Raw genomic sequence first — 19380 nt, forward strand, 5'->3', positions numbered from 1 at the left:
GCAACGCCTCCATTCAAATGTGGGAGCTGGCTTGCCTGCGATGCAGACACCTCGGTGCAACAGTTACACCGAGTTGATGCCATCGCAGGCAAGCCAGCTCCCACATTTTTTAACCGTGTTTAGTCTTCGAGGGCGCGCACGCGTTGCATGCGTTTTTGCTCTACCGGCGCATCAGCCCGTTGCAGCTCAAAGTCAAAATCAATCTGCGCAAAGCGCCCTTGCACCCCAAATTCCCGCGCCAGTTGTTGATCGTCACTGAAGCGAATCTCAGCAATCAATTCATCGCGTGTCGCATAGGCAAAGTCATCGTGCAGGTACGGGTCGTCCGACAGGTTGATCTGCGTGGTCAAATGCCGATGCCCCGGCGCCGAGATAAAGAAGTGAATGTGCGCCGGCCGCTGCCCATGGCGACCCAGTTGGTCGAGCAGCTGCTGAGTCGGCCCGGTCGGCGGGCAGCCGTAGCCGGATGGCACGATGCTACGAAAACGGTAGTTGCCCTGGGCATCGGTCTCGATGCGCCGGCGCAGGTTGAACTCCGACTGCGTCGGGTCAAACCACGAATAGGTGCCACCGGTATTGGCCTGCCACACATCCACAATGGCACCCGCCAATGGTTTGCCGTCGGTGCCGCGCACTTGCCCGCGCATAAACAGCGGCACCGCGTCGTCCTTGCCATCGTCCAGCCGCGCTTCGTATTGGCTCAGCGGCGCCCCGGCCACATACAGCGGGCCTTCGATGGTGCGCGGCGTGCCGCCGGATTTGCCGGCTTCTTCGTCGGCGGCGTCCATCAGCAAATCCAGGTAATGCTCCAGGCCCAAGCCGGCAGCGAGCAGCCCCGCTTCCTGATGTTTGCCCAGCTCGTTGAGGTAATTGACCGCCTTCCAGAACTCTTGCGGGGTCACTTCCAGGTCTTCGATGATGTTCACCGTGTCGCGCAGGATCCGGTAAATCAGCGCCTTGGCGCGCGGGTTGCCAGCGTCATTGTGGTTGCCGCTGGCTTCTTCGAGAAACGCTTGGGCGTGGGCAGTCTGGGAAAGTCGGATGGACATGGTGCAATCCTCATCTTGTCATTATTGGGTGCAAAACAGGCTCAGCGGTCGTCCTCATGGATCGACGAAGGGTGGCGGCACAAGGCATTCACTTCGATGGCCATGTAAGGAAAAAGCGGCAGCTGCATCAGCAGGTCGTGCAGCTCTTGCACACTGCCGACGTCGAACACGCTGTAGTTGGCGTAATGCCCGGCGATGCGCCACAGGTGGCGCCATTTGCCCTCTTGCTGCAGGCGCTGCGCCAGGGCTTTTTCGTCGGCTTTCAGGCCAGCCGCGCGCTCAGGGTTCATGTCCAGGGGCAGGTTCACGGTCATTTTTACGTGGAACAACATGGCAGGCGCCTCTTAGTGGTTGTCACGACGGAAGAACGCCAGACGCTCTTCATCGATAGCCAGGCCAAGGCCCGGTGCAGTGGAAACATGCAGCGCAAAATCGCGGTACACCGGCGGCTCGGTGAGGATGTCTTCGGTAAGCAGCAGCGGGCCGAACAGTTCGGTGTCCCACGCCAGCTTGTTCAAGGTCAGGAAGGCATGCGCCGAGGCCAGGGTGCCGATGCCGCCTTCAAGCATGGTGCCGCCGTACAGGCCAATACCGGCGGCTTCGGCGATGGCGGCGGTGCGCAACACGGCGCGCGGGCCGCCGTTCTTGGCGATCTTCAGCGCGAACACCGAGGCTGCGCCTTCGCGGGCCAGGTTGAAGGCATCCTCCACGCACTCGATGGACTCGTCGGCCATGATCGGCACCGGGCTCGATAGATTCAGCCGAGCCATGCCGCTGCGGTTGTTGCGCGAAATCGGTTGTTCGATCAGGTCGATGCCGTTGTCGCCGAGCACCTTGCACGCACGCAGGGCCACGGCTTCGTCCCACGCCTGGTTGACGTCAACGCGCACACTGGCGCGCTCGCCCAAGGCTTTTTTGATCGCGATCACGTGGGCCAGGTCGCGGCCAACCTCACCGGCGCCGATCTTCAATTTGAAGATGCGGTGACGGCGCAGGTCGAGCATCTTTTCCGCTTCGGCAATGTCTTGTTCGGTGTTGCCGCTGGCCAGGGTCCAGGCCACCGGCAAGGCATCCCTCACCCGCCCACCGAGCAGCTCGCTGACGGGCAAGTCAAGCCGTTTGCCCAGCGCATCGAGCAACGCGCTTTCGATGCCGGACTTGGCAAAGGTGTTGCCACGAATGCTGCGCTCCAGGCGCAACATCGCCGCATTGATATTGCTCGCGTCCTGGCCAATCAACAGCGGCGCGAAATGGCGGTCGATGTTGACCTTGATGCTGTCAGGGCTTTCGTTGCCGTAGCTCAGGCCGCCGATGGTGGTGGCCTCACCGATGCCCTCGATGCCGTCGGCGCAGCGCAGGCGGATGATCACCAGCGTCTGGTTTTGCATCGTGTGCATGGCCAGCTTGTGCGGGCGCAGGGTGGGGAGGTCGACGATGACCGTTTCAATCGACTCGATGGCGCAAATCGGCATGGCTATACCCGTGGGGTTCTTTATAGATTTGAGCCGATTCTGTGCCGTATTTTTTGTGGCTTCCAATATAGAATGGGTCTCGCATAATACCCTCAAGGTATGAAAGGAGCCGCCATGGAACTGCGTCATCTGCGCTATTTCCAGGTGCTGGGTGAAACGCTGAACTTCACCCGCGCCGCCGAACGCCTGCACATCGCCCAGCCGCCGCTGAGTCGGCAGATCCAGCAATTGGAAGACGAACTGGGGGTGATTCTGCTCGAGCGTGGTCGACCGCTGCGGCTGACCGCAGCCGGGCGGTTTTTCTATGAACACGCCAATGTGCTGCTCGAGCAACTGGGCAAGGTGTGCGACACCACGCGCCGCATTGGCCAGGGCGAAAAGACCTGGCTGGGCATTGGCTTTGCGCCGTCGACCTTGTACGGCGTGCTGCCAGAGTTGATTCGGCGGCTGCGCAACCACGCGGTGCTGGAGCTGGAATTGGGCTTGTCGGAGATGACCACGTTGCAGCAGGTCGACGCGCTGAAAGCCGGCCGCATTGACGTGGGCTTCGGGCGCATTCGCATCGACGACCCGGCCATCGTCCAGCGTGTGCTGGTGGAGGATCGACTGGTCGCCGTACTGCCCGCCGGCCACCCGCTGCTGGGTGCGCCCGCGACCCTCGCCCAATTGGCCGCCGAGCCGTTTGTGCTTTACCCCGGCAACCCTCGCCCCAGCTATGCCGACCATGTGATCGCACTGTTCGACGCCCACGGCCTGAGCCTCAAGGTGGCGCAGTGGACCAACGAATTGCAGACCGCCATCGGCCTGGTCGGTGCCGGCATGGGCGTGACGCTGGTGCCGGCCTCGGTGCAGGTGCTGCACCGCGCGGATATCGGCTACACGCCGATTGTGGAAACCACCGCGACCTCGCCGATCATTCTCAGCCGGCGGGTGAATGACCAGTCGCCGGGGCTCAGTCATTGTTTGCAGTTGGTGGAAGAGTTGATCTGAGATCTCCCAAACGACACAAATCCCCTGTGGGAGCTGGCTTGCCTGCGATGGCGGTGGAACATTCACCACCGCTATCGCAGGCAAGCCAGCTCCCACATCCTGGTCTTCATCAGGTTTACAGACTGCGCAGGCGCTTGCGCTGCAGGGTCTGGCTGGGCGATTCATCAAACAGCTTGCGGTACTCCGCCGAAAACCGCCCCAAATGGGTAAAGCCCCAACCCAGGGCAATCTCGGAAATGGTCCGAGTAGAGCCCTGCTCAAGGATTTCCTGACGCACCGCGCCCAGCCGGTACTTCTTCAAGTACGCCATGGGCGACAGCGCAAAGTACTTGCGAAATGCATCAAACAGCTTGAACCGCGACACGCCCGCAGCCGCTTCCAGGTCTTCCAGATGCACCGCTTCGCGGGCGTTGTCGTGGATGTACTGCCGGGCACGAATCAGGTAGTGCGGCAGCTTCACGCCCAGCACGTCGCGCAGCTCTTCTGAATAGTTATTCGGTTGGGCAAGGATCAAGCCTTTGATCAACGAGCTTTCCAAGTCACGCGTAAAGGCCGCCTGCTCATACAACTCGCTGCTGCGCTCAAGCTCGGCAATGAAATACCGCGCCATGCGCCACCACGACGCTGAAGCTCCCTCCACCGCGTCCATCACCGACTCAAAGCGCAGCGGCGCCTCAATCGGCCGTTGCAGCAAGCCTTCCAGGGATTCACTCATCGCCGCGCGGGTGATCACCACCTGCAACTTGCGGCAATCACCGGAGATTGCCAGCACCTGATGCTCGTTGGGCGACAGGATCACGCCCTGGTCGCGATTGGAACTCAGCCGCTCGCCGTTCTTGCTCAATTCCTGCTCGCCCACCAATGGCAGGCTCAGGCTGTAGCTGCTGAAGTGCTCGGCGTCTTCGATGCCGATGGTCACGTCCGTGCCGTACTCGATCACGCCCAAGGTGGTAGCGCGGGACTTGAACACATTGGCGCTGTGGTGAAAGCGCAGGCGCTCGGGCGTCGAAGTCGCCAGGCGGTGCGGCCCACAAATGCCGGACATCCAGCTGCAGGCGCCTTCGAGGTCGAAGCGTTGAATATGGATTTCGCGTGTATGGCTACTCATCAGGGTGCACCCACGGCGGTTAGGCGGTTGCGCGCTCTGGCGGCGCGTCGTTGACAATCGACAGCAAGTTCTACGCCACGCGCGTCGTAATGCAACGGGGTGGATAGCAACGATCGACTATGTGGATAAGCCGCAGGTTTTTGCGACTTCCCCTTGGTATGACAGTAGCGCATCGCGTCACCTCGCTGCACCGAACTGGGTATTTGCTGCCCAATGACGCGCGCCAACTATGCGGCCCATCTCTGCCCATTAAGCGGATAGCCCGCACCCTGCCGCGCTGCCTCTAATGAACCACCGATTAGCCCCTATCAAAAAGGTGCCTCCCATGAGTGGTGCAAAAAGCGTCGAGCAGTGGAAAACGTTTATCGAAAGCTGCCTGGATTTTCGCCCGGCGGACGCCGTGTTCCGCATCGCCCGGGACATGTTCACCGAGCCGGAGCTGTTCGACCTGGAGATGGAACTGATCTTCGAAAAAAACTGGATCTACGCCTGCCACGAAAGCGAGCTGGCCCATAACCACGACTTCGTGACGATGCGCGCCGGGCGCCAGCCGATGATCATCACCCGCGATGGCGAGGGCCAACTGAATGCGCTGATCAACGCCTGCCAGCATCGCGGCACCACGCTGACGCGCGTCGGCAAAGGCAACCAATCCACCTTTACTTGCCCATTCCATGCCTGGTGCTACAAGAGCGATGGCCGGCTGGTGAAGGTCAAGGCGCCGGGCGAATACCCGGAAGGCTTCGACAAAGCCACGCGCGGCCTGAAGAAAGCCCGCATCGAAAGCTACAAGGGCTTTGTGTTTATCAGCCTGGACGTGAATGGCAGCGACAGCCTGGAGGACTTCCTCGGCGACGCCAAAGTGTTCTTCGACATGATGGTCGCGCAGTCCGCCACCGGTGAGCTGGAAGTGCTGCCGGGCAAATCCGCCTACACCTACGACGGCAACTGGAAACTACAGAACGAAAACGGCCTGGACGGTTATCACGTCAGCACCGTGCACTACAACTACGTGGCCACGGTGCAGCATCGCCAGCAGGTGAACACCGAAAACGGCAGCGGCTCCGCCAGCACGCTGGACTACAGCAAACTCGGCGCCGGCGACGCCAACACCGACGACGGTTGGTTCGCCTTCAAGAATGGCCACAGCCTGTTGTTCAGCGACATGCCCAACCCAAGTGTGCGCTCCGGCTACGCCACCATCATGCCGCGCCTGGTACAAGAACACGGCCAGCAAAAGGCCGAGTGGATGATGCACCGCCTGCGCAACCTGAACATCTACCCGAGCCTGTTCTTCCTCGACCAGATCAGCTCGCAGCTGCGGATTATTCGCCCGGTGGCGTGGAACAAGACCGAAATCATCAGCCAGTGCCTGGGGGTGAAAAACGAGTCCGACGCCGACCGCGAAAACCGCATCCGCCAGTTCGAGGATTTCTTCAACGTGTCGGGCATGGGCACACCCGATGACCTGGTGGAATTTCGCGAAGCCCAGCGCGGTTTCCAGGGCCGCCTGGAACGCTGGAGCGATATCTCACGCGGCAGCCATCGCTGGGAGACCGGGCCTACGCCGAACAGCGAAGCCATCGGCATCCAACCGGCGATGACCGGCACCGAGTTCACCCACGAAGGCCTGTACGTCAACCAGCACCGCAACTGGCAGCACTTCCTGCTTAACGGCCTGGACCAACACGCGCTGAAGCTGCGGGAGGTGAAGTGATGAATGCGCAATTGCAGTACCAGATCGAGCAGTTTTTCTACCGTAAATCCGAGCTGTGCGACGCCCAGGACTGGGACGCGTATGTGCAGTTGTTCGACCCGCAGAGTGAGTTCCACCTGCCGCAATGGGACTCGGAACACGTCTACACCCGCGACCCCAAGCGCGAGATGTCGTTGATCTATTACGCCAACCGTTCGGGCCTGGAAGACCGCGTGTTCCGCCTGCGCACCGGCAAGGCGGCGTCGGCCACGCCAATGCCGCGCACCTTGCACCTGATCAATAACGTGCGGATTGCCGAGCAACCCGGCGGGCTGTTGGAAGTGAAGTTGAACTGGCACACGCTGTTCTATCGGCTGGCCATGTCGGAGCAGTTCTATGGCAGCGCCACCTACAGCCTGAAAGCCCACGGCGACAGCTGGCTGATCACCCGCAAGCACGCCCTGCTGCTCAACGACACCATCAATTCGGTGCTGGATTTTTATCACCTTTGACCATGCCTGGCGTGGCGACCGGGCCGGTTGTGGCGAGAAGGCTTGTCGTGGCGAGCGGGCTTGCCCCGCGTTGGGGCGCGAAGCGGCCCCTGGCCCAGCCACTGCGGTTTGACTGCAGAAATGCGGTGGCTTTAATTGGGGCCGCTTCGCAGCCCAACGCGGGGCAAGCCCGCTCGCCACAACAGGCCGCTCGCCACAAAAGCTCACTCGTCAGCCATCCAATCAGATACGCGGAGTTATGCGGATGAATCACAAAGTGGCCTTCAGCTTTGCCGACGGCAAAACCCTGTTTTTCCCGGTGGGCGCCAACGAAATCCTGCTGGACGCGGCCTTGCGCAACGGCATCAAGATCCCGCTGGATTGCCGTGAAGGTGTGTGCGGCACCTGCCAGGGCCGTTGCGAGTCGGGCGACTACAGCCAGGATTATGTCGACGAGGAAGCGCTCTCCAGCCTCGACCTGCAGCAACGTAAAATGCTCAGCTGCCAGACGCGGGTCAAATCCGATGCAACGTTTTACTTCGATTTCGATTCGAGCCTTTGCAATGCGCCGGGGCCGGTGCAGGTGCGCGGATTGGTGAGTGCGGTGCAGTTGGTCTCGGCCAGCACGGCCATTTTGCACGTGCAGTTGGAGGCGCCGCTGGACTTCCTGCCCGGCCAATACGCGCGCCTGTCGGTGCCCGGCACCGACAGCTGGCGCTCGTACTCCTTCGCCAACCGACCGGGTAACCTGCTGCAGTTTCTGGTGCGCCTGCTGCCCGATGGCGTCATGAGCAACTACCTGCGCGAGCGCTGCCAGGTCGGTGATGAAGTGCTGATGGAAGCACCGTTGGGCGCGTTTTACCTGCGGCATGTCACCCAACCGCTGGTGCTGGTGGCCGGCGGCACCGGGTTGTCGGCGTTGCTGGGCATGCTCGATGAGCTGGCGGCCAACGGTTGCGAGCAGCCGGTGCACCTGTACTACGGCGTACGGGGCGCCGAGGACTTGTGCGAAGCAGCGCGCATTGAAGCCTACGCGTCGAAAATACCGAGTTTTCGCTACACCCAAGTGCTGAGTGACCCATCGCCCGAGTGGCCCGGCAAGCGCGGTTACCTCACCGAGCATTTCGACCTGGCCGAATTGCGGGACCAATCGGCGGATATGTACGTGTGCGGCCCCCCTCCGATGGTCGAATCCATCCAACAATGGCTGCTGGATCAGGCACTTGTTGGCGTTCAGCTGTATTACGAAAAGTTTACGCAGAGTAATATCTGACCCCTCAGTACTTTTGAGGGGCGGGTGCGGCGTGCAATCAACCCTGAGAAAAACAAGTAGAAGGGAATGTTAATGGCGGATGACATGGTTAACCCGGTAGGCCTCAAGCGTGGCCTGAAGAACCGGCATATTCAGCTGATTGCCTTGGGAGGGGCGATTGGCACGGGATTGTTCCTCGGCTCGGCCGGGGTGCTCAAATCGGCGGGCCCGTCGATGATCCTGGGGTACGCGATTGCCGGTTTCATCGCGTTCCTGATCATGCGCCAGCTCGGCGAGATGATCGTCGAAGAGCCGGTGGCCGGCTCCTTCAGCCACTTCGCCCACAAATACTGGGGCGGCTACGCAGGCTTTCTGGCGGGCTGGAACTACTGGGTGCTCTACGTGCTGGTGGGCATGGCCGAACTGACCGCCGTGGGCAAGTACATCCAGTTCTGGTGGCCGGAAATTCCAACCTGGGTCAGCGCGCTGGTGTTCTTTGTGGCGGTCAACCTGATCAACACGCTGAACGTGAAGTTCTTCGGTGAAGCCGAATTCTGGTTCGCGATCATCAAGGTAGTCGCGATTGTCGGCATGATCGTGCTCGGCTGCTACCTGCTGTTCAGCGGCACCGGCGGCCCGCAAGCCGCGGTGAGCAACCTGTGGAGCCACGGCGGGTTCTTCCCCAATGGCGGCATGGGGCTGCTGATGTCGATGGCCTTTATCATGTTCTCGTTTGGTGGCCTGGAGCTGGTGGGCATCACCGCTGCCGAGGCCAGCGAGCCGCGCAAAGTGATCCCCAAAGCCATCAACCAGGTGGTCTACCGGATTCTGATTTTCTACGTCGGCGCACTGACCGTATTGCTGGCGCTGTACCCGTGGGACCAACTGCTGCAAACCCTCGGCGCGTCGGGCGATCCCTACAGCGGCAGCCCGTTTGTGCAGATCTTCTCGCTGATCGGTAACGACACCGCCGCGCACATCCTCAACTTCGTGGTGCTGACCGCGGCGCTGTCGGTGTACAACAGCGGCGTGTACTGCAACAGCCGCATGCTGTTCGGCCTGGCCGAGCAAGGCGATGCGCCCAAAGCGCTGATGAAGCTGAACAAGCAAGGCGTGCCGCTGCGTGCCCTGGCGATTTCGGCGCTGGTGACGATGCTGTGCGTGGTGGTCAACTACGTCGCGCCCAAGAGCGCCCTGGAGTTGTTGTTCGCACTGGTGGTTGCCTCGCTGATGATCAACTGGGCGCTGATCAGCATCACTCACATCAAGTTCCGCAAGGCCATGGGCGAGCAAGGCGTGACGCCGTCGTTCAAAACCTTCTGGTTCCCGTTCAGCAACTACCTGTGCCTGGCGTTCATGGCGATGATTGTCAGCGTGATGCTGGCGATCGATGGCATTCGTGAGTCGGTGTATGCGATGCCGGTGTGGGTGGGGATTATCTACATGGCCTACCGGATGCGGGTCAAAAAGGGTAGCGCTGTAGTGAATGCACAGTGATCCCTGTGGGAGCCGGGCTTGCCCGCGATGGCGGTGGGTCAGACACCGGATGCGGTGGCTGACACGCTGCCATCGGGGGCAAGCCCCCTCCCACACTTGATTGGATTGCTCATGAAAAAGCCCCGGGATTCCGGGGCTTTTTTTATAGCGTGGAACGCACTCGCCACAATTCGGGGAACAGCACCGTGTCGAGCATCTTGCGCAAATACCCCACGCCCTCGGTGCCGCCCGTACCAGGTTGAAAGCCGATGATCCGCTCAACCGTGGTCACATGCCTGAAGCGCCACTGGCGGAACGAATCCTCCAGGTCGATAAACTTCTCGGCCAACTGATACAAATCCCAATACCGGTTCGGGTCGCGATACACCTCACGCCAGGCCGCTTCCACCGACTCATCGTGAACCGTGGCCGCTGTCGGGTCGCGCTCGGCGCGTTTGGGGTCAATCGCCAACCCGGCTTTCGCCATCAGGTTGACCGCCTCGTCATACAGCGACGGCGTGGCAATCGCCACTTTCAACTCGTTCAACAACTGCGGCCGGTGCGCGTGAGGCCGCAACAGCGCCGCGCTTTTATTGCCGAGGATAAATTCGATCTCGCGGTACTGGAACGACTGAAACCCCGACGACTGCCCCAGGAACGGGCGAATGGCCTTGTATTCCGACGGCGTCATGGTCGCCAACACCGCCCAGGCGTGCACCAGTTGATCGAAGATCCGCGACACCCGCGCCAGCATCTTGAACGCCGGCGGCAGCTCGCCCAGGCGCACGTGTTCGCGGGCAGCCTTGAGTTCGTGGAGCATCAGTTTCATCCACAGCTCGGACGTCTGGTGCTGGATGATAAAGAGCATTTCGTTGTGGTCGGGCGACAGCGGGTGCTGGGCGCTCAGGACCTTGCCCAGGTCCAGGTAGTCGCCGTAGCTCATGGACTCGGAAAAATTCAGCTCGGCGTTATGCCATTCTTCCGGGGGCTGGTAATCAGGTGAGAAGGGGCATTGGCTCATCGCGTGGGCTCCTTGAGCGGGCGGAGGATGGCGCGGACCGGGCTCGCGTCCAGGTTGGCAAAGCGCAGCGGCAGCGCGATCAATTCATAGTCGCCCTCCGGCACGTCATCAAGCACGATGCCTTCGAGAATCGCCATGCCATGGCGGGCCACGGCATTGTGCGAATCCATGGTCTTGGACTGTTGCGGGTCCAGGGACGGCGTGTCGATACCGATCAGGCGCACGCCCAGGCTGGCGAGCAGCTCGATGGTTTGCGGCGCAATGGCGGTGAAGTTCGAATCCCATTCAGTCAGGGGCGCTTGTGGATAAGTGCGCAGCAACACACGCTCGGGCAAGTTATCCACACGGCCTTCCAACTGATGCGGCTGCACCAGCGCGCCACTGCCCAGGCAATGCAACACCCGGCACGGGCCCATGTACACGTCCAGCGACACTTCGCCGATCGGCGCGCCGTCAGCGCTGTAATGCAGCGGCGCATCCACATGCGCGCCGGTGTGCGGCGAGAACGTCACGCGGCCCACATTCACCGGGCACTCGGAGCCGAACTGCCACACGCGCTCTTCCTGAAACGGCGTATCGCCCGGCCAGGTCGGGGTCGCCGTGCTCAAGGGCGGGCTGATGTCCCACCACGTTTTTATTGGGTTCATTTCAAGGCTCTCACTCGTTCTGGGGTGAATGATACGAGGGCCGGCCGTGCATTTTCTTGCTAATTCCAGCGCCAGGCGGGAATTCTTTCGCAGTTACTGCGAGAAAATGCCGGATCGGCGCCCGAATATTTTGTCTGATCAAAGCCGCTCAAACACTGGAGATCCAATGTGGGAGCGGGCTTGCTCGCGAAGGCGGTGTGCCAGTCAATACAGGTGCGGGCTGACCCACCGCTTTCGCGAGCAAGCCCGCTCCCACAGGGACTGCATGGGTGTCAGAGCAATCGCATTCGCCTGCGCTTCTGGGCATCCCGATGTCGAGTTCAGACCACTGACACAATGCCCAAGGCCTTAGGGTTGCTCTTTCCATTCTCTGCCTCGGAGCCACCATGTCCAAGCCCATCACCGTACTGCGCGACACCCACCCACTGCCGGTCCTGGATGCCTGCAAATGGGAAAAACTCGAAGGCGACCCGCACACCGTCAACCTCAACGCCTACACCAGCGAAGACGGCAGCAAGATCATGGGCACCTGGATCTGCACACCGGGCAAGTGGTACGTGGAATACGTGAAGTGGGAATACTGCCATTTCCAGGAAGGCTATTGCGTGATCACCCCGGAAGGCCTGGAGCCGATTCACCTGCGGGCTGGGGATATCTTTGTGGTGGAGCCGGGGATGAAGGGCACGTGGGAAGTGGTTGAGACGGTGCGTAAGTATTTTGTGTTTGCCTGAGCAACCTAACTCGGACTACTTCCTTGTGGCGAGCGGGCTTGCCCCGCGTTGGGCTGCGTAGCGGCCCCTGGTCCAGGCACCGCGGCTTGGCTGGGAAGATGCGTTGACTTTATTGGGGCTGCTGCGCAGCCCAACGCGGGGCAAGCCCGCTCGCCACAACAAGTCTGCCAGCCACAAAAAGCCCATTTGCCATACAAGCCCATTTGCCATAGAAAGCCCGCTTGCTACGGCAAGCGGGCTTGGCACTCTACTGGGGCTTGCGATAGCTATTGATGATCGCCGAGAAATCCTTACCGCCTTCCCCGCGCTGGCTCATCGATTGATACAACTGCTGGGCCACAGCGCCCAGAATCACCGGTTGCTTGGCCTGACGCGCAGCCTCGGTGGCCAGGCCCAGGTCCTTGAGCATCAGGTCGGCGCCGAAACCACCGGTGTAGCCCCGCGATGACGGCGCGGTCTCAATCACGCCCGGCCAGGGGTTGTAGGTGTCGGAACTCCAGCAGCGCCCGGTGGAGCTGTTGATAATGCCGGCCAGCACTTGGGTGTCGATGCCCAGCGCATCGCCCAACGCCATGGCTTCGCTGACGCCGACCATGCTGATGCCGAGCAGCAGGTTGTTGCAGATCTTGGCGATCTGGCCGGTGCCGACGTCGCCGCAGTGCACGATGTTACGGCCCATCTGCGCCAGCACCGGTTGCAGGGTGGCGAACAGCTCCGGGGTGGCGCCGACCATAAAGGTCAGCGTCCCAGCCTGTGCGCCGCCGGTGCCACCGGAGACCGGCGCGTCAGCCACTGCAACACCTTGCTTGGCCGCCGCCGCAGAGACATCGCGGATGGTTTGTGGGTCGATGGTGCTGCAATCCACCGCGGGCACGCCCTTTCCAATTCCAGCGAGTACGCCGTCTTCATTCAGCCACACGCTGCGCACATGGGCGGCGGCCGGCAGCATGGTAATCACCAGCTCAGCGTCCTTCGAGGCATCGCGTGGTGAGTCGCTGATGGTGCCGCCCAGTTCGGCGAGTTCCTTGAGCACGGTCTGGTTCAGGTCGAACAGGTTCAGCGCGTGCCCGGCCTTGATCAGGTTGCGGGCCATGGGCGCGCCCATGTTGCCCAAGCCGATAAATGCAATCTTCATGGTCGTCTCCCGAATCAGCGCAGGTTGATGGTGGTGTTGACGCCATCATTGACCGTGTCGTCATCGAACCAGCGGCTCGTGACAGTTTTGGTCTGGGTGTAGAACTGCACCACTTGCTTGCCATAGGGGCCGAGGTCGCCGAGCTTGGAACCGCGCGAACCGGTGAAGCTGAAGAACGGCACTGGCACCGGAATCGGAATGTTGATGCCGACCTGGCCTACATCGATTTCGCTCTGGAACTTACGCGCCGCCGCACCACTTTGGGTGAACAGGCCGGTGCCGTTGCCGAATGGGTTGGCGTTGACCAGCGCGATGGCTTCATCCAGCGTGGCAACTTCGAGCACCACCAGCACCGGGCCGAAAATTTCCTGGGTGTAGATTTGCATGTCCGTGGTCACGCCCGAGAACAGGGTCGGGCCGACGAAGTTGCCTTGCTCGAAGCCCGGCACCTTGATGTCGCGACCGTCCAGCTCCAGCTTGGCGCCTTCTTTCACGCCGCTTTCGATCAGCTCCAGGATGCGCGCCTTGGCGCGTTTGGAAATCACCGGGCCGACATCCGTACCGGCTTCGCTGCCGGCATTCACCTTGAGTTTTTGCGCCAGCGCTTTCAGATCCGGCAGCCATTGCTTGGCCGCGCCCACCAGCACCACCACCGAGGTGGCCATGCAACGCTGGCCCGCCGCGCCGAAACCGGCACCGACCAAGGCATTCAGCGTGTGTTCGCGGTTGGCGTCCGGCAGCACCACGGCGTGGTTCTTGGCGCCCATCATCGACTGCACGCGCTTGCCGTGTTTACCGGCCAGGTTGTACACATGAGTGCCCACGGCGGTCGAGCCGACGAAGGACACGGCCTTGATGTCTTTGTGGGTGCACAGCGCATCCACCACATCCTTGCCGCCGTGCACCACGTTGAGCACGCCGGCCGGCACACCGGCTTCCAGCGCCAGCTCCACCAGCAACAGGGTCGACAGCGGGTCTTGCTCGGACGGCTTGAGTACGAAGGTGTTACCGCAGGCAATCGCCATCGGGAACATCCACAGCGGAATCATCGCCGGGAAGTTGAACGGGGTAATACCGGCGCACACACCGATAGGTTGGCGCAGGGTGTAGGTGTCGACGCCACCGGCGACGTTTTCGGCGAATTCGCCCATCTGCAATGTGCCGATGGAGCACGCGTGTTCGACCACTTCCAGGCCACGGAAAATATCGCCTTCGGCATCGGCAATGGTCTTACCCTGCTCGGCACTGAGGACTACAGCGATGCGTTTGGAATGTTCACGGATCAAGGCTTGCAGCTTGAGCATGATGCGCATGCGCGCGCCGATCGGCGTCAGTTTCCAGGTCTGGAAGGCTTGATGGGCAGCGTCGATGGCCGCGTTGACTTCATCGGTGGTGGCGAAAGGGACTTTGGCCAGCACTTGCTGGGTGGCCGGGTTAACGATGTCTTGCCAATGGGTGGTCTTGGACTCGACCCATTCACCGTTGATCAGCAACTTGACCTGTTGCACGGAAATGTCGGCAGAAGCGTTCATGTGGTCTCCAATCTTGTAGTTATGCAGAGACAAGGCGCGTGAATCGCCTTGGGAATGAGGCGTTCGGACTGTTTTTGGAGTATAGATGTGCAAATCTCTAATAAGAACGCACATAAAAGCCGGTCCAATATGCAAAAAAACATCACGTCCTTGGGCTCCCTGAACTGGGATGACCTGAAGTTTTTCCTCGAAGTGGCCCGCACCCGCAAGGCCAGCGTCGCCGCCAAGCGCCTGGCGGTGGACTACACCACTGTGTCGCGGCGCATCAGCTCGTTGGAAGTGTCGCTTGGCACGCTGCTGTTCGAAAAATCCCGGACCAACGGCTTCGTGCTCACCGCCGAAGGCCAGCGTTTGCTGGGTTACGCGGAGTCCATCGAAAGCACGCTGCACATGGCGTGCGAGCAGGTGTCCGGCTCCGGCGTGGCGCTGTCCGGCCACGTGCGCATGGGCTGCACCGAAGGCTTCGGCAGTTTTTTTGTCACCCCGCAGCTCAGCCATTTTGTCGACACGTACCCGGCGATTTCGGTGGATATTCTGCCCCTGCCCCACTTCATCAGCCTGTCCAAGCGCGAAGCCGACATCGTCATCGCCCTGGAACGCCCGGAGCACGGGCCCTATGTGTGCTGCAAGCTGTGCGACTACAAACTGCAGCTGTACGCGACCCAGGACTACCTCGACCAACACCCGCCCATCCAGAGCCCGGCGGACTTGGCCGAGCATCCGTTTATCAGTTATGTGGATGACTTGGCGTTCAGCTCGGAGCTGTTGTACCTGGCGAATGTAGTGCCCGGCGCCAGCGCGAGTTTGCGCAGCACCAGCGTGATCGCGCAGTACGTGGCGGCGCAGCAGGGTCGGTCGATGGCGATATTGCCGTGCTTTTTGGCGGCGCAGGATCCGCGGTTGTTGCCGGTGTTGGGAGAGCAGATTTCGATCACGCGGCAGTTCTGGATGTATTGCCGGGAGGATTTGCGCAAGTTGAAGCGGATTACGTTGTTGTGGGATTACATCCGAGAGGTGACAGAGCAGAACACCGGGTTGTTGATGGGGGAAACGCGGGAGATAACGTTCGCGGATTAAAGGGCCATCAATGACGATTCGCTTTAATTTGCAGGACGTTTCCTAGAGACTCTCTACCCCATTGCGCCTTACCGTTTGGGTCACTAGCCTCCTGACTTCGCTGCTCATCAGCGATCGGGTTTAGCGACTCGGATTAGTTGGGGATGTGATGCCAAAGTATTGCCAGGCGTTTTACCTGTCTTTACCGTTTTATGGCGGCTGTACGCGGGAGACCTTCGGGTCTGCCGGGTTCCCAAATTTACCGGTTCGCTAACCCGTGTACAGCTGCCACCTCTTCATGTTTAGCGACATGCCGTGGTGACCCCTACTGCAAATTTGGGAAACATCATGTCAAAAATCGTCCCCGATCCACCGCTTTCCTCCATTACCACCCTCGGCGTCGTCACGTTCGGCGACTACGGCGAAAACCAACAACCCCTGTTCCGCGTCAACGCCGGCATGCCGATTGAGCAAGCCCTGGAACACGCCTCCACCCTGCTTTTTTACTCCAAGAAACTCGCGATGGAAGCCGCCATGGACGTGCGCGGCGAGCAATACGCCTGGGCCGCGCATTACTTGTGTGAGATGGGCAAAGCCGTGGTGGATGACCTGACGCAAGCGATGACGCCGGGCAGTTAAGCGAACACTGCGGCATAAAGGTGGAAGCGGGCTTGCTCGCGAATGCGCTGGATCAGCCAATACATCATTACCTGAACGACCGCCATCGCGGGCAAGCCCACTCCCACAGTTGAACTGTGCCGGGCGGGAAATTTTGCGTCAGGCACAAATCAGTGTGGGAGCTGGCTTGCCTGCGATGGCGGTGGGTCAGCCAGATTATTTGCTGCTGATACACCGCATTCGCGAGCAAGCCCGCTCCCACATTTTTGAACTGTGGCGGGCGGGAAATTTTGCGTCAGGCACAAATCAGTGTGGGAGCTGGCTTGCCTGCAATGGCGGTGGGTCAGCCAGATTATTTGCTGCTGATACACCGCATTCGCGAGCAAGCCCGCTCCCACAGTTTTAGGCTTTGGCGGGTGGAAATTTTGCGTCAGGCACAAATCCGTGTGGGAGCTGGCTTGCCTGCGATGGCGGTGGGTCAGCCAGATTATTTGCTGCTGATACACCGCATTCGCGAGCAAGCCCGCTCCCACATTTGGAACTGGGGCGGGTGGAAATTTTGCGTCAGGCACAAATCAGTGTGGGAGCTGGCTTGCCGGCGATGGCGGTGGGTCAGTCAGCTTAATTGCTGCTGATACACCGCTATCGCCGGCAAGCCCGCTCCCACAGTTTGATGGCATTTCAGATTGAGAGGGGTGAACCCGCTCAGTCCGCGATCACTACAATCGACACGCGCCGGTTTTCGGTGCGGCCCGCTACGGTGGTGTTCGGTGCCACCGGCTCGCTGCTGCCCAAGCCGCGCAGCTGGATGTTTTCTTCCTTCATGCCCACACCGGTCAACACGTTGCCCACGCTTTTGGCGCGGCGCAGGGACAGTTGCTGGTTGTAGGTTTCTTTGCCTGAGGCGTCGGTGTGGCCGTCGACGCGCACGCGTTCGATGCCGGCGCCCAACAGGGCTTTGCCGATGCGTTCAACGATATCGGTGCTGGCTTTGTTGAGGCTTTCAACGTCGCTGCCAAACAGCACTTTGCCCGACAGGCCAAACGCCCAACCTTCGTCAGTCAGTTCAAAACCCTGCTGTTTGAGGACTGCAATTTGCGCCGGTGTCAGGCCTTTGGGTGGGGCCGTCTGGCACCCGCCGAGGGCAAGGAATGCCACCAGTAACGTGATAAACATGAAACGCGCGGTCGAGAACAAGGGATCAACTCCTGTGGATAACGTTTGCGGCGGTGGGCTCCGAATCCGCCGTTTGCTGGCCGCCCTGGGACAAGCGTTTGGCCTGGTACATCGCCGCATCGGCGGCATTGAGCAAGGTGCCGGGAGTGGCGCCATGATCGGGGTAGATGGCAATGCCGATACTGAGGGAGGTCAACACCTCGGTGTTGCCGGGCACCGGGATCGGCGTGTCCATGCTGGCAATGATCTTGTCGGCAATACGCTGGGCATCCTCCGCTTTATGCAATGGCGCCAGCAGCACCGCGAACTCATCACCGCCCAGGCGCGCCACCAGGTCATCTTCACGCAACTGCGCGCGCACCCGCTCGGCGACGGCCACCAGCACTGCATCGCCGGCGGCGTGGCCGAAGTTGTCATTGATGTCTTTGAAACGGTCGCTGTCGAGAAACAACACGGCGACCCGTTCATTGACCTTGGCGGCGCTGCGCAACGCGCGGATCAGCCGGCCTTCGAAATACGCGCGGTTGGGCAAGCCGGTCAGGCTGTCGTGGCTGGCCTGGTGAGCCAGGGTTTCGTTTTCACTTTGCAGGTGGCTCTGCCAGGCTTCCATCTCGCCGAGCAGGGCGTTGAAGTCGCTGCCCAGGCTGTCGAGCTCGGCGATCTGCGCCGGTGGCACGCGTCGGTCAAAGTCTCGCTCGCTACGGGCGGCGTGGGCCACCGCGGCCAGGCTTTGCAACGGTTTGGTGATGCCCTGCAGCAGGCGCCGCGCCAAGTACAACGCCACCCAGGCGCTGAGGGCGGTGCAAATCACGATGCCGGCCAGGCCGCTGAGCAGGAAGCGCAGCAGGCTACCGCCGTGGCCGACCACGTGAATGCTGCCCACGGTTTGCCCCTGGTGCAGGATCGGCTGGCTGATGGGCTGTTCGAGCAAGGCATGCGCCAGTGCCAGTTCGACCTGGGACAGCATGCCGGTTTCCGGCCGCACCCATTGCGCCAGCAGCTTGCCGCTGGCATCGAAGACTTCGGCCTGGGCCACTTCTTCGGTGGAGGCAATCAGGCTCAGTGCTTCAGTGGCGGCGGCGCTGTCGTTGAACACCACCGCCGCTTCCACGGTGTAATTGATCGACCGCGCGATCAGGTGCAGGTTGTGCTCGGCATACACGCGCAGCGCCAGCACGCCGAGCAGGGTCAAGGACACACTGGCCAGGGTCACGGCCACCAACGCCAGGATCAAATGCCCACGACCGATGACCGAGCGCAAGGTCGGCCGCGCTTTCGGGGTTCTCATGACGCAGGCGCTCGACGGCGGGACAACTGCAACACGCTGGGGTGAATGCGCACGCCGCTGCGGGCGACGGAGTCCAGGTTGACCTCAAATGACACCTGCTCATCGCCCACGCGCAGGCAGAACAGGCTGCCCACGGTGCATTGGTCGCCGCCTTCGCTGATGCTCAGCACCGGGTGGCCGATCAGTGAGGTAAACAACCGCGAGCGTTCATCGGCGCTGAGTTTGCCGATGTACACGGCGTCGCAGGCACTGACGATATCAGGATGATCGGCGAGCAAACGCTGCACCACCACCGGACGACCGGTCGCCTGGGTAGTGCCCTTGACCAGGTCATCGGTGTATTGGGTGGGCCCGACGATGCACAAGCGCAGTTGCGCAGGCTCGACCGGCCAGCGTGCATAGCTGAGGATGCCGAGCACCACTTGCGTCACCGCCTGGGCGCGCTGGTCTGCCGGGCCGGGGGCCTGGGCAAATGCTCGCGGGGCGAGCACGCACAGAAGTGCCACCAGTAACATGCGTCTCCAGCTCAAACTGCGCTCTGTGGGCGAGACAGCCACGTTCATGCAGCGATTCTCTTCAGGTTTTTCAGGGTGATGCCGCAACGATAGCACAGCGGCGGAAGGCCCCGCGAAGCCGGGCCTT

At 61.1% G+C, this 19380-nt stretch carries 19 protein-coding genes; 8 read left to right on the forward strand and 11 right to left on the reverse strand.

All coding sequences use genetic code 11. From position 1 onward, the window contains the following. Nucleotides 1-119: 119 nt before the first annotated feature. The 3 genes from catA to C4J83_RS25560 are packed head-to-tail and all read right to left on the reverse strand — an operon-like array spanning nt 120 to nt 2521. A complete protein-coding gene (gene catA, locus C4J83_RS25550) occupies nt 120-1049 on the reverse strand; it encodes a catechol 1,2-dioxygenase (protein WP_124418461.1) in 930 nt (309 codons plus the stop codon). 41 nt (nt 1050-1090) lie between these two features. Beyond that, the gene (gene catC / locus C4J83_RS25555) at nt 1091-1381 is read right to left on the reverse strand and encodes a muconolactone Delta-isomerase (protein WP_124418462.1); all 291 of its coding nucleotides are present in this window, start codon (nt 1379-1381) and stop codon (nt 1091-1093) included. A 12-nt stretch (nt 1382-1393) separates the two neighbouring features. Continuing rightward, nucleotides 1394-2521 carry a muconate cycloisomerase family protein gene (locus tag C4J83_RS25560; RefSeq protein ID WP_106578184.1) on the reverse strand — a complete coding sequence of 376 codons (1128 nt, stop codon included), beginning with the start codon at nt 2519-2521 and terminating at the stop codon, nt 1394-1396. Nucleotides 2522-2635: 114 nt separating this feature from the next. Here C4J83_RS25560 and C4J83_RS25565 point away from each other — a divergent pair, with 114 nt between their 5' ends. Continuing rightward, the gene (locus tag C4J83_RS25565; protein ID WP_106578183.1) at nt 2636-3511 is read left to right on the forward strand and encodes a LysR family transcriptional regulator; all 876 of its coding nucleotides are present in this window, start codon (nt 2636-2638) and stop codon (nt 3509-3511) included. Nucleotides 3512-3626: 115 nt separating this feature from the next. Here the strand turns inward: C4J83_RS25565 and C4J83_RS25570 are convergent, their stop codons facing one another. Beyond that, nucleotides 3627-4619, reverse strand: coding sequence for an AraC family transcriptional regulator (locus C4J83_RS25570; RefSeq protein ID WP_106578182.1), 993 nt, complete (start codon nt 4617-4619; stop codon nt 3627-3629). A 325-nt stretch (nt 4620-4944) separates the two neighbouring features. On the opposite strand from C4J83_RS25570, the gene antA reads away from it, so the two are divergent. The 4 genes from antA to C4J83_RS25590 all read left to right on the forward strand — a co-directional run bounded on the left by antA (nt 4945) and on the right by C4J83_RS25590 (nt 9555). Then, nucleotides 4945-6336, forward strand: coding sequence for an anthranilate 1,2-dioxygenase large subunit (gene antA, locus C4J83_RS25575; protein ID WP_124418463.1), 1392 nt, complete (start codon nt 4945-4947; stop codon nt 6334-6336). Next, on the forward strand, nt 6336-6827 hold the full coding sequence (gene antB / locus C4J83_RS25580; RefSeq protein ID WP_124418464.1) for an anthranilate 1,2-dioxygenase small subunit: 492 nt from the start codon (nt 6336-6338) through the stop codon (nt 6825-6827). The genes antA and antB overlap by 1 nt, the downstream gene beginning before the upstream one ends. 244 nt (nt 6828-7071) lie before the next feature. Next, complete coding sequence (gene antC / locus C4J83_RS25585; RefSeq protein ID WP_124418465.1) at nt 7072-8079, forward strand: anthranilate 1,2-dioxygenase electron transfer component AntC; 1008 nt, start codon at nt 7072-7074, stop codon at nt 8077-8079. Nucleotides 8080-8151: 72 nt separating this feature from the next. Beyond that, nucleotides 8152-9555 carry an amino acid permease gene (locus C4J83_RS25590; protein ID WP_124418466.1) on the forward strand — a complete coding sequence of 468 codons (1404 nt, stop codon included), beginning with the start codon at nt 8152-8154 and terminating at the stop codon, nt 9553-9555. A gap of 142 nt (nt 9556-9697) precedes the next feature. Here C4J83_RS25590 and kynA read toward each other — a convergent pair whose 3' ends face one another. After that, nucleotides 9698-10555, reverse strand: coding sequence for a tryptophan 2,3-dioxygenase (gene kynA, locus C4J83_RS25595; RefSeq protein ID WP_106578177.1), 858 nt, complete (start codon nt 10553-10555; stop codon nt 9698-9700). Further along, on the reverse strand, nt 10552-11202 hold the full coding sequence (gene kynB / locus C4J83_RS25600; RefSeq protein WP_124418467.1) for an arylformamidase: 651 nt from the start codon (nt 11200-11202) through the stop codon (nt 10552-10554). The genes kynA and kynB overlap by 4 nt, the downstream gene beginning before the upstream one ends. Before the next feature lie 386 nt (nt 11203-11588). On the opposite strand from kynB, the gene C4J83_RS25610 reads away from it, so the two are divergent. Further along, nucleotides 11589-11933, forward strand: a complete 345-nt coding sequence (locus C4J83_RS25610) for a cupin domain-containing protein (protein ID WP_010566207.1) — start codon at nt 11589-11591, stop codon at nt 11931-11933. Between the two features lie 247 nt (nt 11934-12180). Here C4J83_RS25610 and mmsB read toward each other — a convergent pair whose 3' ends face one another. Together mmsB and C4J83_RS25620 are read right to left on the reverse strand one after the other, a co-directional pair. Beyond that, the gene (mmsB, locus tag C4J83_RS25615; protein ID WP_124418469.1) at nt 12181-13068 is read right to left on the reverse strand and encodes a 3-hydroxyisobutyrate dehydrogenase; all 888 of its coding nucleotides are present in this window, start codon (nt 13066-13068) and stop codon (nt 12181-12183) included. Between the two features lie 14 nt (nt 13069-13082). Next, entirely contained in the window at nt 13083-14600 is a 1518-nt protein-coding gene (locus C4J83_RS25620) for a CoA-acylating methylmalonate-semialdehyde dehydrogenase (protein ID WP_124418470.1), read from the reverse strand. Between the two features lie 129 nt (nt 14601-14729). Between C4J83_RS25620 and C4J83_RS25625 the strand changes: the two genes are divergently transcribed. Together C4J83_RS25625 and C4J83_RS25630 are read left to right on the forward strand one after the other, a co-directional pair. Then, nucleotides 14730-15677 carry a LysR family transcriptional regulator gene (locus C4J83_RS25625; RefSeq protein ID WP_119736665.1) on the forward strand — a complete coding sequence of 316 codons (948 nt, stop codon included), beginning with the start codon at nt 14730-14732 and terminating at the stop codon, nt 15675-15677. Between the two features lie 327 nt (nt 15678-16004). After that, nucleotides 16005-16295 (forward strand): DUF3077 domain-containing protein, encoded by a 291-nt coding sequence (locus C4J83_RS25630; RefSeq protein ID WP_124418471.1) that lies wholly within the window; start codon nt 16005-16007, stop codon nt 16293-16295. A gap of 684 nt (nt 16296-16979) precedes the next feature. Here the strand turns inward: C4J83_RS25630 and yfiB are convergent. From yfiB to yfiR, 3 genes are read right to left on the reverse strand one after another with little or no spacing between them, the layout of a single operon-like run. Next, complete coding sequence (gene yfiB / locus C4J83_RS25635; protein WP_106578170.1) at nt 16980-17471, reverse strand: outer membrane lipoprotein YfiB; 492 nt, start codon at nt 17469-17471, stop codon at nt 16980-16982. Between the two features lie 4 nt (nt 17472-17475). Next, on the reverse strand, nt 17476-18738 hold the full coding sequence (gene dgcN, locus C4J83_RS25640) for a diguanylate cyclase DgcN/YfiN (RefSeq protein WP_124418472.1): 1263 nt from the start codon (nt 18736-18738) through the stop codon (nt 17476-17478). Continuing rightward, nucleotides 18735-19301, reverse strand: a complete 567-nt coding sequence (gene yfiR / locus C4J83_RS25645; RefSeq protein ID WP_106578168.1) for a regulatory sequestration protein YfiR — start codon at nt 19299-19301, stop codon at nt 18735-18737. The genes dgcN and yfiR overlap by 4 nt, the downstream gene beginning before the upstream one ends. Nucleotides 19302-19380 lie beyond the last annotated feature (79 nt).

The organism is Pseudomonas sp. LBUM920, assembly GCF_003852315.1.
Taxonomy (GTDB): domain Bacteria; phylum Pseudomonadota; class Gammaproteobacteria; order Pseudomonadales; family Pseudomonadaceae; genus Aquipseudomonas.

Excerpts from the sequence above, each read along its gene's own strand:
- catA (WP_124418461.1), bottom strand. The coding sequence starts at position 1,049 with ATGTCCATCCGACTTTCCCAGACTGCCCACGCCCAAGCGTTTCTCGAA.
- catC (WP_124418462.1), bottom strand. The coding sequence starts at position 1,381 with ATGTTGTTCCACGTAAAAATGACCGTGAACCTGCCCCTGGACATGAAC.
- C4J83_RS25560 (WP_106578184.1), bottom strand. The coding sequence starts at position 2,521 with ATGCCGATTTGCGCCATCGAGTCGATTGAAACGGTCATCGTCGACCTC.
- C4J83_RS25565 (WP_106578183.1), top strand. The coding sequence starts at position 2,636 with ATGGAACTGCGTCATCTGCGCTATTTCCAGGTGCTGGGTGAAACGCTG.
- C4J83_RS25570 (WP_106578182.1), bottom strand. The coding sequence starts at position 4,619 with ATGAGTAGCCATACACGCGAAATCCATATTCAACGCTTCGACCTCGAA.
- antA (WP_124418463.1), top strand. The coding sequence starts at position 4,945 with ATGAGTGGTGCAAAAAGCGTCGAGCAGTGGAAAACGTTTATCGAAAGC.
- antB (WP_124418464.1), top strand. The coding sequence starts at position 6,336 with ATGAATGCGCAATTGCAGTACCAGATCGAGCAGTTTTTCTACCGTAAA.
- antC (WP_124418465.1), top strand. The coding sequence starts at position 7,072 with ATGAATCACAAAGTGGCCTTCAGCTTTGCCGACGGCAAAACCCTGTTT.
- C4J83_RS25590 (WP_124418466.1), top strand. The coding sequence starts at position 8,152 with ATGGCGGATGACATGGTTAACCCGGTAGGCCTCAAGCGTGGCCTGAAG.
- kynA (WP_106578177.1), bottom strand. The coding sequence starts at position 10,555 with ATGAGCCAATGCCCCTTCTCACCTGATTACCAGCCCCCGGAAGAATGG.
- kynB (WP_124418467.1), bottom strand. The coding sequence starts at position 11,202 with ATGAACCCAATAAAAACGTGGTGGGACATCAGCCCGCCCTTGAGCACG.
- C4J83_RS25610 (WP_010566207.1), top strand. The coding sequence starts at position 11,589 with ATGTCCAAGCCCATCACCGTACTGCGCGACACCCACCCACTGCCGGTC.
- mmsB (WP_124418469.1), bottom strand. The coding sequence starts at position 13,068 with ATGAAGATTGCATTTATCGGCTTGGGCAACATGGGCGCGCCCATGGCC.
- C4J83_RS25620 (WP_124418470.1), bottom strand. The coding sequence starts at position 14,600 with ATGAACGCTTCTGCCGACATTTCCGTGCAACAGGTCAAGTTGCTGATC.
- C4J83_RS25625 (WP_119736665.1), top strand. The coding sequence starts at position 14,730 with ATGCAAAAAAACATCACGTCCTTGGGCTCCCTGAACTGGGATGACCTG.
- C4J83_RS25630 (WP_124418471.1), top strand. The coding sequence starts at position 16,005 with ATGTCAAAAATCGTCCCCGATCCACCGCTTTCCTCCATTACCACCCTC.
- dgcN (WP_124418472.1), bottom strand. The coding sequence starts at position 18,738 with ATGAGAACCCCGAAAGCGCGGCCGACCTTGCGCTCGGTCATCGGTCGT.
- yfiR (WP_106578168.1), bottom strand. The coding sequence starts at position 19,301 with ATGAACGTGGCTGTCTCGCCCACAGAGCGCAGTTTGAGCTGGAGACGC.